Origin of the sequence: Mariniflexile soesokkakense, assembly GCF_039650365.1 — a bacterium.
Classification (GTDB): domain Bacteria; phylum Bacteroidota; class Bacteroidia; order Flavobacteriales; family Flavobacteriaceae; genus Mariniflexile; species Mariniflexile soesokkakense.
Genome location: NZ_JAZHYP010000001.1, coordinates 763,441 through 776,639, shown reverse-complemented (window position 1 = coordinate 776,639; position 13,199 = coordinate 763,441). Strand labels below are relative to the sequence as shown.

Here is a 13,199-nt window from a genome sequence, read left to right as displayed (position 1 = left end):
TTTTTTTAATTTACGTTCTTGAAAAAGTTCTTACAAAGTTACCATAAAATCCACTTGCAGATAAACTCCAACTAAAATTATTACAGGATGTAATTTCTCCTGGTTGAAAACTCACTACTGATAATCCACTTGGAGAAGCATTTGCTTTAAAAGGAATATAAAGTAATACATCATTTACATTAATCACATCAACCGTGAGTTGGTTGTCACCAGTAACACCTCCAGCATTATCATAAGTATAACGGCGCATACCTGTTCTTGTCATAGTACCTGGGCTATTGTTTGATCGTTTCCAAGTACCAGATAAGTCGCAAGTCTCAGTTGCAGTAGAAACAACCACTACTGTTCTTGTTGCAGTAGCAGCATAGCCTTCATCATTCACTGCAGAGTAGGTTATATAATAAACACCAGGTACATTAGGGTCAACAACTCTACTAGTTTCAAACGGATAAGGTTCTCCTGCTAGTGTAACTGTTGCACTAGGATCTGTCCAAGCAGCACCTTGATTTATTATAACTTCAGAATCACCATTTATTTCAATTACAGCATAATTAGTGACCCTTGATACATCACCGGTAGTTTCTGTGTCACATGAACTTAAAAAAAGTACCGTGATGCATAATAAAACTTTATATATATTTTTCATAATATTCTTTTTTTTAAATTATTGATTCCACCAGATTGGAGTTGTTATTGGAACTACCGAAGGAGCATTTTGATTTCTAGATGTTTCATTGTTTGGATACAGTAAACGTTGTGGGAAACCAGTACCTAAAACGCCATTTACAGAAACTGTAAAGAAATCTGGATAGCCTGTTCTTTGCCATTCAAAAAAGGCATCTGTGCCGTTACCAGGGTAACTTGCTACCCATTTTTGAACAATGATTGCTTCTAATTGATTATCAAAGCCACTTGCTGGATACTCATAAACACCCCCTGAAGCAATATATGGAGCTGCGTTAAAGTAAACCGCTTTAGTCCAAGTTTGAGCTTCTTCTGTTGCTAATGCATCATCAAAAAAGTCTGGTTGTTGCGCAAAAGCTGCAGTAACACCAGCATCATATAAGGCTTTTGCACCAGTACCACTATTATAACGTAGCATAGCTTCAGCTTGCATAAAATAACTTTCTGAAAGACTAATAAAGTATACTGGAGCTAGAGGACTAATATCAGCAATTGAAAAAGTAGCTGGTCCAGCAGAATTGTTATAATCACCTTGAACTACTGGGTTACCAACCCCATAAAATGCTACAAGTCTTTGATCTGAATTGCTAGACAAAAAGTTATGCATTGTAGCACTTGCTCTTAAATTGTTTTTAGTATTTAATTGTCGCCTATCTGATTCATATAAGGGATTACTAATATTTGGTGCATCTGTAAAACCTTTTAAAGCTGCGCTTACATTTAAAAATTGTGTATTAGCATTTAACATGGATGTTATTCCTGCTTGAGCAACTGAAGGTCTTGCTTCAGTTTGACGCAAATATATTTTTAATTTTAAAGTATTTGCGAACTTTACCCAATTAGTCATATTTCCACCAAAAATTAAATCATCGTTTGTAGGTGCCTTTCCTATAGAAGCTGCTAGATTTCTACCTAAAGCGTCATCTAATGCAGTAATTAATCCATCATAAACATCTTGACCATCATCAAAAACTGGATTAAAAATAGAAGCGTCAGTAGCTTCTGTATAAGGTACATCGCCATACCAATCAACTAACATTTGATAGGTATAAGATTCTAGTACCGTTGCAATTAAATAATAATTCCAGTTTTCAGCTGCTAAAGCCTTTGTTTTTATGTTTTTCACATCTAATAATGCATCATATGCATTTCTCCATCCAGTTGTTGAAATACCATCGGTAGTACCCAATGTATAATTGTCGACTACTCGATATTGACTAGAACCAGGACTTTGTGCCCAAAATTGAGACCATATACCACCTATTAATGCCCACGGAGCCCCTTGAACTCCTGCAATTCCTGTGATACTTGCAGGCAGTTGAACAGGAAAGTCTAAATCGTCTGGCGTCAAAGTATCAGGATCTCTGTTAATATCCAATTGTGAATCACAAGACAGTAACATTCCAAATCCTATTAATATTAATATTATTTTTTTCATCATTATTTTTTTTTAATTAAAACGACATTTTTAAGGCTACACCGTAAGTTCTTTGAGCAGGATTTCCTCCAAATTCTCCAAATTCAGTAACTAAATCATTCCCACCAAAAGAGGTAACCTCAGGATCAATGTATGGATTTTCATCAGGAGTCCATAACATTAAATTTCTACCATAAAGACTAATTGAAAAACTATTGAAACCAGCCTTTTGAGAAATACTTTGTGGTACATTGTAAGATAATGATAGATCTCTTAAGCGTATAAATGTTTTATCTACCACGTGACTACCTGCTTCTATACTTGGATTATTACTAGAACTATAATATCCGGTAACGGCATCATAGCTTATTGGGGTAGTATTTTCAGAATATGTTCCGTTTCCATTATCATTCACGGAATTTGGAACAATAAAAGGGTTTCTGTCATTATAAGTTGTTTCAATTGAACCTCCCACAAATCCTAATAATCGTGATGTATAAGAGTACATTAAGCCACCTTCTTTCCAATCAAACGCACATGATAATCTGAAGTTTTTGTATTTGAATGTGTTTTGTAGTCCCATTACGAAATCTCTTTGTGAATTTCCAAGTTCAACTTCCTCTGTTGTTTGTAAAGGAATACCCGTATTGGCATCTACAACTGTTTGACCTGCGTCATTCACTAAAGGTGTACGAGCATAAAAAACACCGAGAGGTTGTCCTTCTATAGCGTAAAAGTTAACATTGTATGCACTATTAATTAAAAGTTGATCCAAACCTTCAGGTAAAGATGTTACCTCATTTTTATTCTTAGTAAAGGTCCAGTCAATATTCCAACTAAAGTCATTTGTTCTAATTGGCACAAGACCAAGTGCTACTTCGATACCTGAATTTTTAAGGTCTACGTAGTTACCAACAATTGATCCATAACCAGTAGATTCAGGTAATAGACGAGAGATTATAGAACCATCTGTTGTTTTATGATAAAATGCAACATCAGCTTTAATTCTATTGTTAAAGAAATTGCCCTCAAAACCCACTTCATATTCATCAGTAAATTCTGGTTCGATATTTATATTACCTAAGGCTCTAGCTATTTCAAAAGAGTTAAGCCCAGCAAAAGGAAAGTTTATTGATCCAAAGTATGCTGTTGCTACACCTTGACTTGCTTCACTTTCAGTGCTATAGATAGGGGCCGAATTTGCTAGAGAAGCATATCCACCACGTACTTTTAAGAAATGAGTTCCATTATCAATAGCAATGGCACTTAAATTTGCAGAGGGGTAGAAAAATGAATTTTTCCCTATTGCTAGAGTAGATACCCATTCATTTCTTCCTGTAACATTTAAATATATTCTATCTTTAAATGATAGTGTAGCAGCTCCAAAAGCTGAATATCGTTTACTTTGACTATCTTGCTGTGAAGTAATTGGTAATACTGCAGAATTTGATATTTCATAATAATTAGGAATATCTAAATCAGTAACACTAACCAAAAGACTGCTTGCTATAGAATTACTCATAGAACCACCTAATTGTGCATCAAATGCAAAATCTTCGGAAAATGCAGTATTATAGTCAAAAGTTAAGAATGATTCGTAGCGTCTGTTTTGATTCGTTCTTTCTGTAACACCCCCAACATTAGTAGCTGCTCCAAGCAAAGAGTTTGGAGAACCAGGAGTGTAACTAACAACTGCACCATGGCTATGGCGACTGCCATTTAAAACATCTGCCCCAATCTGTAGTGTTCCAACAAGATTTGATAAAATATCATATGAAAAGTTAACATTCCCATAAAAACGCTCACGACTTAAATTGGTAGCATTTTCGTTAATTACCCAATATGGGTTTCGAGAATATGGTGAATAAAAATTATCATTATTGTTAAAAGGGTTGTTTTTATAATCAGCCAAATCTAAAACACTAATGCCCCTTGGTATTTGAATTAACTCCTGCATAAAGGTTTCACCTTCACCAGCATTATCTCCTTGCCCGGTATTAACAGCATTTTGTCTAGTTTGAGCATAATTTCCATTAACTCTTAATCTAAACTTTTTTCCTGAGATACCAGTATTCAAACTTAAAGTATTCCTAGTTAAAGCATCGGCATTGGTTGGAATAATACCATCAGTATCTATTCTTGTGAATACCATAGAGAAATCTGAATTATTACCACCACCACTTAAACGAACAGAGTTAGTATAAGTGTTTCCGATATCATAAAAATCTTTAATATTATCTTCCAGATTTACGTACGGTTTAAGTTGTTGGGAATTATTAACTATTTGTCCCCAAAGACGATCCAACCCATTAAACTTAGGTCCCCAAGAACCATTTTCGTTCGTTGCACCTGTTCCACCTCCTGGTAAACCAGAATAGTCAACTCCATTCCAGCCTTGACCAAATGTTTGCTGTAAATGAGGAATTCTAGCTACCTCTAAAAAGTCCAGTGAACTATTAACTTCAACTTTCACTTTTTCTCCAGCTTTTCCTTTTTTAGTGGTTATAATAATGGCTCCACTAGCCGCACGAGAACCATATAAAGCTGTTGCAGCACCACCTTTAAGTACGTTAATACTTTCAATATTATTGGCATCTAAATCATTAACGTTTGTTCCTCCGTCAAAAGATCTATTAACATCGGTTGATGATCCACTAAGGCTACTGCTATTGGAAGCGGAAGATATGGGTGTTCCATCAACAATGTACAATGGACCACTACCGTTTAATCCACTATAGCCTCTTAAAATAATTTTAGTTGAAGCTCCAGGTTGATTAGGGGCTGTAATGTCTAAACCAGCAATTTTACCTGATAGACTCTCAAAAGGGTTGAGGGTAGCAACTTCAGTAAGTTGTTCACCAGTAACTGCAGTTGCTGCATAACCAAGTGATCTTTTTTGCTTGGTTTTACCAAAGGCCGTTACAACAACTTCTTCTAATGACTGAGCATCTTCACTTAATGTGACATTAATTGAATTTGAGGTTGCTACTTTAATCTCTTTGGTTGTATACCCAACAAAACTAAATACAAGGGTAGCTCCTTGATTTGCTTTAATTGAATATTTACCATCAAAATCTGTTGAAGTACCTGTTGTAGTACCTTTTACTAAGACAGTAGCTCCGGGAAGCGGTAAACCAGAAGCATCTGATACCGTACCTGAAATAGTCTTTTCTTGTGCGAACGTTAGTTGCACGACAAACGCTAGTAATAGCGTTAGAATTCCACTAAACTTTGTTTTCATTTTATAATTATTTGAATTAGTCAATGTCAAAAATCTTAATAAAATCTTAATAAAACAATAAATAATGGTTAAAATTTATCATTTAGGGTAAAAAATTAAGAAAACGACAATTTAAGGCTAGAAATTGGCTAACAAACTAAGGTGTATTTTAGAATTTGAAAGTTTAAATGGGGTATTCTCAGTTTTGCCATTGGCGTAATTAAACTTAAGCAAGCCTGTTTTTGTTAAAATCCCAAAGCCAAAACCTACTCCAAATAGTTTTTCTTCTGTACTTGAAATATTATTTTCAAAATAGGCCAAATCTGTAATGCTGTGAATGTAAATAGAATTGTTAAGTTGAAAACGGTATTCTGTGTTTAATACACCTAATAGTGTAGCATAAATACTGTTTTCTTCAAACCCTCTTATGGAATTGATGCCGCCAAAGCGTATAAGTTCATTCTCAAAATAAGTATTAGAATTGAGTGCAGCGCCATTTACTCTTAAATAAATACTGTTTTTAATATCCAGTTTAAAAATTTTAAACGCATCAAGACTTAATAATGATTGCTTTTCTTGTTGGTTTGATTGATTTCTTTTTCCAAAATTACTTTCAAAGTATAGCTGTGAATTGATTGGGAAAAGCAGATTGAAACTTTGGTTTTTTAAAAATTGGTAAGCAAAGGTGTAGTAAGTTGTTTTATAATCTAATATAGTTGATGTTGTAATTTCATTTAATAAATTGCTGGATTGTGTAGATGAAATTCCTGAATAAATTTTATGCTTAGCGTTTATTTGATAGTGTATTTTAGCATTCTGATTTACCGTAGTAAATGATGAATCTCTTTTAAAAATGCGTAATGCAAAATCCAATCCTATGGGCGATTGGAACAAATAAGGAAGCGATAAATTAGTTTCAAATGTTTTTTGGTCGTTTTCATCACTTTTGTAAAGTAGCTTAAACGATTCTCCGTAATTTAAATTATTAGTAAGGTTTAAATTTAAATAGCCATCAAACTGTAATTTATTGGTGTCTTCATTTGTGCCAAAACCTAAAAAGCCGTCAAACGAATTGCTCTTTGTTTTTTGAAGGTATAAATATAAAGTTGTAGAATCATTAGAAAATAACACTTCTGGCGATTTTATTTCGCTTGCAAATTTTAAATTATTTAATTGCTCGGTTTTGATTTTTATAACATTTAGATTAAATGTTTGATTGGTTTTGATTTTTAGGTAGTGTTTTAAATACGAACGGGGGAATTTATCATATCCTTTTATTATAATGTCGCTTATTACTCGTTTTTGATTTGTTGAATCTACAATCAAATTGGCTTTTAAATTAGATTTACCATCTACTTCAATATTTAACAAATACAATTTTGAAAATGGATATCCTTTTTCAGATATCTTAGCGTTTATAAAATTTAACGTGTTTTCAAGTTCGCTAAAAGGTATGGTGAAATAATGGTCAAACACTTTTTTTGAAACAGAGTTTAGCAGTTTTGGGCTAATAAGTGATTTGTCATAATATATAGATATGCTGCTATACTTTTTCCTCAGATGGATTTCAGCAGAATAAACAGAATCATTAAGTTTATTAATGTATTTCAGTTCATTTTCAATATAACCTACTTTATATAAGTTTTTTTGAAGAGAATCAACTTCACTTTTAATGGATAAATAGTTGTTATGATTTTTAATATAATTCAAAGAATCAATAGTTGTAGTTTCAACCGCAGTATGTCCTTTAATTTTAAGCTGCAGGTTTTGGCAAAATAATCCTGCCGTAAAGGTGCTATATATAATAAGGTATAAAAAGGATGTTTTTCCCACTGTTTAATTAGCTGATTAATAATGTAAATCTAACGGAAAAAGAAGACTTATAATATAGGGGATAAAATAAATTTGAAATTCTATTGAAAATTAATGATTTAGGATTTGAATTATTGATTTTAATTTCTACCTTTGCAGCCCTCTTAAAAGAGGATTTTAAAATTTATATAGAATATATATGCCAACAATTTCACAATTAGTACGAATAGGAAGAACCAAAATAATCAAGAAGAGTAAATCGGTTGCTTTAGATTCGTGTCCACAACGTCGTGGGGTTTGTACGCGTGTTTACACAACAACACCTAAAAAACCTAACTCAGCAATGCGTAAAGTTGCTCGTGTTAGATTAACAAATGGTAATGAGGTAAATGCATACATCCCAGGTGAAGGTCACAATCTACAAGAGCACTCGATAGTATTGGTTAGAGGTGGAAGAGTAAAAGATTTACCAGGAGTTAGGTATCATATCGTTCGTGGGGCTTTAGACACCGCAGGTGTTGCAGGTAGAACACAACGTAGATCTAAGTATGGTGCTAAACGTCCAAAACCAGGACAGGTAGCAGCTGCACCAGCAAAAGGTAAGAAAAAGTAATTAAAACTTTTAAGAAGAAGACATGAGAAAAAGAGCAGCAAAAAAGAGACCGCTTTTACCAGATCCACGTTTTAACGACCAGTTAGTGACTCGTTTCGTTAATATGATGATGTGGGATGGAAAGAAGTCTGTGGCTTTTAAAGTATTTTACGATGCCATTGACATTGTAGAGTCGAAAAAAACAACAGAAGAAAAAACAGCTTTAGAAACTTGGAAAGATGCTTTATCGAACGTTATGCCTCACGTAGAAGTACGTAGTCGTCGTGTTGGTGGTGCAACATTTCAAATTCCAATGCAAATCCGTCCAGACCGTAAAGTTTCAACAGCAATGAAATGGCTTATTAGCTATTCTCGCAAAAGAAACGAAAAATCTATGGCACAACGTTTAGCTTCAGAAATTTTAGCAGCGGCTAAAGAAGAAGGAGCGGCGGTTAAGAAAAGAGTAGATACTCACAAAATGGCAGAAGCTAATAAGGCATTCTCTCACTTTAGATTTTAATACGACATGGCAAGAGATTTAAAATATACAAGAAATATAGGTATTGCGGCTCATATTGATGCTGGTAAAACAACAACAACAGAGCGTATACTTTATTATACAGGAGTTTCTCATAAAATAGGTGAAGTGCACGATGGTGCTGCAACTATGGATTGGATGGAGCAGGAGCAAGAGCGTGGTATTACTATCACATCTGCTGCAACAACATGTGAATGGGTGTTCCCAAGAGAAAACGGAGAACCAACGGATGATTCAATGAGTTATCATTTCAATATCATTGATACTCCTGGTCACGTTGATTTTACTGTTGAAGTAAATCGTTCATTACGTGTGTTAGATGGTTTAGTGTTTTTGTTTAGTGCAGTTGATGGTGTTGAGCCACAATCTGAAACTAACTGGAGACTTGCAGATAACTATAAAGTGCCACGTATTGGTTTCGTAAATAAAATGGACCGTCAAGGTGCTAACTTTATGGAAGTATGTCAACAAGTAAAAGATATGTTAAGATCTAATGCGGTGCCAATTGTTTTAAACATTGGAGACGAAATAGATTTTAAAGGTATTGTTGACTTAGTAAAAAATAGAGCAATTGTTTGGCATGATGAAACTCAAGGGGCAACTTTTGATGTGATTGAAATTCCAGAAGAATTAAAGGCTGAAGCAAAAATGCTTCGTGCGAAGCTTATTGAGGAAGTAGCAACTTACGATGAGAACTTATTAGAAAAATTCATGGAAGATGAAGATTCTATTACAGAAGAAGAAGTGCACGCTGCACTTAGAGCTGCTGTAATGGATATGGCTATCATTCCAATGATTTGTGGTTCTTCATTTAAAAATAAAGGGGTTCAGTTTTTATTAGATGCTGTATGTCGTTATTTGCCTTCTCCAATGGATAGAGAAAGTGTTATTGGATTTAATCCAGACACTGATAAAGAAGAAAAACGTAAGCCAGATGTAAAGGAGCCGTTTGCTGCTTTAGCATTTAAAATTGCTACCGATCCTTATGTTGGTCGTTTAGCATTCTTCCGTGCCTATTCTGGTCGTTTAGATGCAGGTTCTTATGTTTTGAACAACCGTTCAGGAAACAAAGAGCGTATTTCTAGAATCTATCAAATGCATGCGAATAAGCAAAATGCTATCGATTTTATTGAGGCAGGAGATATTGGTGCAGCGGTAGGATTCAAAGATATTAAAACAGGAGATACATTATCTGCTGAAAAACATCCAATAGTTTTAGAAAGTATGAACTTCCCAGATCCCGTAATTGGTATCGCGGTTGAGCCTAAAACGAAAGCAGATGTTGATAAATTAGGTATGTCTTTAGCTAAATTAGCTGAAGAAGATCCAACATTTACAGTTAGAACAGATGAAGCTTCAGGACAGACTATTATTTCTGGAATGGGTGAGCTTCACTTAGATATTATTGTAGACCGTTTACGTCGTGAGTTTAAAGTTGAAGTAAATCAAGGTGCGCCTCAAGTGGAATATAAAGAAGCTATTACTCGTAAAGCTGAACATAGAGAAGTTTACAAAAAACAATCTGGTGGTCGTGGTAAATTTGCTGATATTGTATTTACTCTTGAGCCTGCTGAAGAAGGTAAAACTGGATTAGAGTTTATTTCTGCAATTAAAGGTGGTAATGTTCCTAAAGAATTTATCCCTTCTATTGAAAAAGGATTTAAGCAAGCTATGGTTAATGGGCCATTAGCAGGATACGAAGTTGATGCTATGAAAGTTACATTGACAGATGGATCTTACCATGATGTGGATTCTGATGCATTATCATTCGAATTAGCTGCAAAATTAGGGTTTAAAGCATCTGCTAAAGCTGCTAAGGCTGTAATTATGGAGCCTATAATGAAGCTAGAGGTAATTACTCCTGAAGAGAATATGGGTGATATCGTAGGTGATTTAAATAGACGTCGTGGACAAGTAAATGACATGGGTGATCGTGCAGGAGCAAAAACTGTAAAAGCAACGGTGCCATTATCTGAAATGTTTGGTTATGTAACTACATTAAGAACATTATCATCTGGTCGTGCAACATCAACTATGGAATTTTCACATTATGCTGAAACACCTTCAAATATATCTGAAGCAGTTATTAAAGCAGCAAAAGGCGTTGAAGCTTAAAATTTAAGAAAATGAGTCAAAAAATCAGAATAAAATTAAAGTCTTACGATCACAATTTGGTAGACAAGTCTGCTGATAAGATTGTTAAAACAGTAAAAAGTACAGGTGCGGTGGTAACAGGACCAATTCCATTACCAACAAACAAGAAAATTTTCACTGTATTACGTTCTCCACACGTAAATAAAAAGGCTAGAGAACAATTTCAATTAAGCTCTTATAAGAGATTATTGGATATTTACTCTTCGTCTTCAAAAACAATTGATGCTTTAATGAAACTTGAGTTACCAAGTGGTGTTGAAGTAGAGATTAAAGTGTAAGTAAAAACAAAACATGTCCTTAACGATGGTTAAGGAAAAACGGTAAAATACAATTCAAGGCTGAATGTATTTTCAGCCTTGAATTTTTAATAACAAATAGTAATAATTAATAAATAATAAATATGTCTGGGTTAATTGGAAAAAAAATCGGTATGACCAGCATTTTCGATGAAAATGGAAAAAACATTCCATGTACAGTAATCGAAGCTGGACCATGTATCGTTACCCAAGTCAGAACTGAAGAAGTTGATGGCTACAAAGCTGTTCAATTAGGTTTCGATGACGCGACAGAAAAAAGTGCTACTAAAGCTGACTTAGGTCACGCTAAAAAAGCAGGGACTTCTGTAAAACGCAAAATCGTTGAATTCAAAGGTTTTGATAAGGAGTACAAATTAGGTGATGCAATCACTGTTGAGCACTTTATAGAAGGTGAATTCGTTGATATTGCTGGAATATCCAAAGGAAAAGGTTTCCAAGGTGTTGTAAAACGTCACGGTTTTGGTGGTGTAGGTCAAGCAACACACGGTCAACACAACCGTTTAAGAGCACCAGGTTCTATTGGAGCAGCTTCATATCCTGCAAGAGTGTTTAAAGGAATGAAGATGGCCGGAAGAATGGGTGGCGATAGAGTGAATGTTGAAAATTTAAGAGTTTTAAAAATAGTAGCAGATAAAAATCTACTAGTTGTTAAAGGTTGTGTACCTGGACATAAAAACTCTTATGTAATTATTCAGAAATAATGAAAGTAGCAGTTTTAGATATAAACGGAAAAGATACAGGTAGAAAGGCAGACCTTTCTAGCGATGTGTTTGCTATTGAGCCTAATAATCATGCGGTATATTTGGATGTTAAACAATATTTAGCAAACCAAAGACAAGGAACTCATAAAGCGAAAGAGCGTGCTGAGATTTCTGGAAGTACTCGCAAGATTAAAAAGCAAAAAGGAACTGGTACTGCAAGAGCAGGTAGTATTAAGTCTGGAGTTTTCAAAGGTGGTGGTCGTATGTTCGGTCCAAGACCAAGAAGCTATAGCTTCAAACTTAATAAAAATTTAAAGCGTTTAGCGCGTAAATCAGCCTTAAGTATAAAAGCAGGTGAGCAGTCAATTGTTGTTTTAGAAGACTTTAATTTCGATACAGCAAAAACTAAAAATTTCACGGCTATTTTAAAAGCTTTAAACTTAGAAAACAAAAAATCTCTGTTTGTGTTGGGTGGGTCAAATAATAATGTATATTTGTCATCGCGCAATTTAAAAGGCTCTGAAGTTATAACTTCTTCAGAATTAAACACTTACAAGATTTTAAATGCTGGTCAAGTGGTGCTTTTAGAAGGGGCTTTAGAAGGAATTGAAACAAATTTAAGTAAATAGAAACCATGAGTATCTTAATTAAACCTATAATCACAGAAAAAGCGACAGCAAATAGCGAGTTAAGAAACTGCTATACTTTCGCGGTGAACACAAAGGCGAACAAGGTAGAAATCAAAAAAGCGGTGGAAGCTGCTTATGGTGTTTCTGTTGAAAAAGTTCGTACTATAAATGTCCGTCCAGACAGGAGTACCAAGTATACAAAAACTGGTATCCAACATGGTAAAACAAATGCTGTTAAAAAAGCAATTGTACAACTGGCGGAAGGTGAAATGATTGATTTATACAGTAACATGTAATTAGAGACTAATGTCAGTAAGAAAATTAAAACCAATCACACCAGGACAGCGATTTAGAGTAGTAAATGGATTTGACGCCATTACTACTGATAAGCCGGAAAAGAGTTTACTCGTTCCGAACAAAAGGTCTGGTGGTAGAAACAGTCAAGGAAAAATGACCATGCGCTATATAGGTGGAGGTCATAAAAGAAAGTATCGTATTATCGATTTTAAACGTAACAAAGCAGGAATTCCTGCCGAAGTTAAATCTATCGAATACGATCCAAACAGAACCGCTTTTATCGCATTATTGAACTATCAAGATGGCGAAAAAAGATACATCATTGCACAAAACGGCTTACAAGTTGGTCAAACTGTAGTGTCAGGTCAAGAAGGTGTTGCTCCAGAAATAGGAAATGCCATGCCGCTTAGCCAAATTCCTTTAGGAACTATTATTTCTTGTGTAGAGTTACGTCCAGGTCAAGGAGCTATTATGGCTCGTAGTGCTGGTGCTTTTGCTCAATTAATGGCAAGAGATGGTAAATTTGCAACTATTAAATTGCCTTCTGGTGAAACAAGATTAATTCTTGTTAACTGTTTAGCAACTGTTGGAGTTGTTTCGAATTCAGATCATCAATTATTAGTGTCTGGTAAAGCAGGTAGAACAAGATGGTTAGGAAGACGTCCACGTACTAGACCAGTAGTAATGAATCCTGTTGATCACCCTATGGGAGGTGGTGAAGGTAAATCTTCTGGAGGACACCCACGTTCTAGAAACGGTATTCCAGCTAAAGGTTATAGAACACGTTCTAAAAAGAATGCAAGTAATAAATATATTGTAGAACGTAGAAAGAAATAAG

General features: G+C 34.7%; 12 protein-coding genes. 8 read left to right on the top strand and 4 right to left on the bottom strand.

Features of this window, described 5'->3' with window-relative positions; all coding sequences use genetic code 11:
* Positions 1–10: 10 nt before the first annotated feature.
* From VP395_RS03670 to VP395_RS03655, 4 genes are all read right to left on the bottom strand, one after another.
* Complete coding sequence (locus VP395_RS03670; protein WP_346240350.1) at positions 11–646, bottom strand: immunoglobulin-like domain-containing protein; 636 nt, start codon at positions 644–646, stop codon at positions 11–13.
* An 18-nt stretch (positions 647–664) separates the two neighbouring features.
* On the bottom strand, positions 665–2,125 hold the full coding sequence (locus VP395_RS03665) for a SusD/RagB family nutrient-binding outer membrane lipoprotein (RefSeq protein ID WP_346240349.1): 1,461 nt from the start codon (positions 2,123–2,125) through the stop codon (positions 665–667).
* Positions 2,126–2,138: 13 nt separating this feature from the next.
* Positions 2,139–5,342 carry a SusC/RagA family TonB-linked outer membrane protein gene (locus tag VP395_RS03660; RefSeq protein WP_346240348.1) on the bottom strand — a complete coding sequence of 1,068 codons (3,204 nt, stop codon included), beginning with the start codon at positions 5,340–5,342 and terminating at the stop codon, positions 2,139–2,141.
* Positions 5,343–5,459: 117 nt separating this feature from the next.
* Positions 5,460–7,154 (bottom strand): POTRA domain-containing protein, encoded by a 1,695-nt coding sequence (locus VP395_RS03655; protein ID WP_346240347.1) that lies wholly within the window; start codon positions 7,152–7,154, stop codon positions 5,460–5,462.
* 178 nt (positions 7,155–7,332) lie between these two features.
* Between VP395_RS03655 and rpsL the strand changes: the two genes are divergently transcribed.
* The 8 genes from rpsL to rplB all read left to right on the top strand — a co-directional run bounded on the left by rpsL (position 7,333) and on the right by rplB (position 13,198).
* A complete protein-coding gene (gene rpsL, locus VP395_RS03650; protein WP_346240346.1) occupies positions 7,333–7,746 on the top strand; it encodes a 30S ribosomal protein S12 in 414 nt (137 codons plus the stop codon).
* 22 nt (positions 7,747–7,768) lie between these two features.
* Positions 7,769–8,245, top strand: coding sequence for a 30S ribosomal protein S7 (rpsG, locus tag VP395_RS03645; protein WP_308992965.1), 477 nt, complete (start codon positions 7,769–7,771; stop codon positions 8,243–8,245).
* A 6-nt stretch (positions 8,246–8,251) separates the two neighbouring features.
* Positions 8,252–10,378, top strand: coding sequence for an elongation factor G (fusA, locus tag VP395_RS03640; protein ID WP_346240345.1), 2,127 nt, complete (start codon positions 8,252–8,254; stop codon positions 10,376–10,378).
* Between the two features lie 11 nt (positions 10,379–10,389).
* Positions 10,390–10,695 carry a 30S ribosomal protein S10 gene (rpsJ, locus tag VP395_RS03635; protein WP_111309258.1) on the top strand — a complete coding sequence of 102 codons (306 nt, stop codon included), beginning with the start codon at positions 10,390–10,392 and terminating at the stop codon, positions 10,693–10,695.
* Positions 10,696–10,817: 122 nt separating this feature from the next.
* Positions 10,818–11,435 carry a 50S ribosomal protein L3 gene (rplC, locus tag VP395_RS03630; RefSeq protein ID WP_346240344.1) on the top strand — a complete coding sequence of 206 codons (618 nt, stop codon included), beginning with the start codon at positions 10,818–10,820 and terminating at the stop codon, positions 11,433–11,435.
* Complete coding sequence (rplD, locus tag VP395_RS03625; RefSeq protein WP_346240342.1) at positions 11,435–12,064, top strand: 50S ribosomal protein L4; 630 nt, start codon at positions 11,435–11,437, stop codon at positions 12,062–12,064. Before rplC ends, rplD begins: the two co-directional genes overlap by 1 nt.
* Positions 12,065–12,069: 5 nt before the next feature.
* Entirely contained in the window at positions 12,070–12,360 is a 291-nt protein-coding gene (gene rplW, locus VP395_RS03620; RefSeq protein ID WP_346240341.1) for a 50S ribosomal protein L23, read from the top strand.
* Between the two features lie 10 nt (positions 12,361–12,370).
* On the top strand, positions 12,371–13,198 hold the full coding sequence (gene rplB / locus VP395_RS03615; RefSeq protein ID WP_346240340.1) for a 50S ribosomal protein L2: 828 nt from the start codon (positions 12,371–12,373) through the stop codon (positions 13,196–13,198).
* Position 13,199 lies beyond the last annotated feature (1 nt).

Bases quoted from the DNA above. Each gene is read 5' to 3' on its own strand.
- rplB (WP_346240340.1), top strand. From the start codon at position 12,371: ATGTCAGTAAGAAAATTAAAACCAATCACACCAGGACAGCGATTTAGA.
- rpsJ (WP_111309258.1), top strand. From the start codon at position 10,390: ATGAGTCAAAAAATCAGAATAAAATTAAAGTCTTACGATCACAATTTG.
- VP395_RS03665 (WP_346240349.1), bottom strand. From the start codon at position 2,125: ATGATGAAAAAAATAATATTAATATTAATAGGATTTGGAATGTTACTG.
- VP395_RS03670 (WP_346240350.1), bottom strand. From the start codon at position 646: ATGAAAAATATATATAAAGTTTTATTATGCATCACGGTACTTTTTTTA.
- rpsL (WP_346240346.1), top strand. From the start codon at position 7,333: ATGCCAACAATTTCACAATTAGTACGAATAGGAAGAACCAAAATAATC.
- rplC (WP_346240344.1), top strand. From the start codon at position 10,818: ATGTCTGGGTTAATTGGAAAAAAAATCGGTATGACCAGCATTTTCGAT.
- rplD (WP_346240342.1), top strand. From the start codon at position 11,435: ATGAAAGTAGCAGTTTTAGATATAAACGGAAAAGATACAGGTAGAAAG.
- VP395_RS03660 (WP_346240348.1), bottom strand. From the start codon at position 5,342: ATGAAAACAAAGTTTAGTGGAATTCTAACGCTATTACTAGCGTTTGTC.
- rpsG (WP_308992965.1), top strand. From the start codon at position 7,769: ATGAGAAAAAGAGCAGCAAAAAAGAGACCGCTTTTACCAGATCCACGT.
- rplW (WP_346240341.1), top strand. From the start codon at position 12,070: ATGAGTATCTTAATTAAACCTATAATCACAGAAAAAGCGACAGCAAAT.
- fusA (WP_346240345.1), top strand. From the start codon at position 8,252: ATGGCAAGAGATTTAAAATATACAAGAAATATAGGTATTGCGGCTCAT.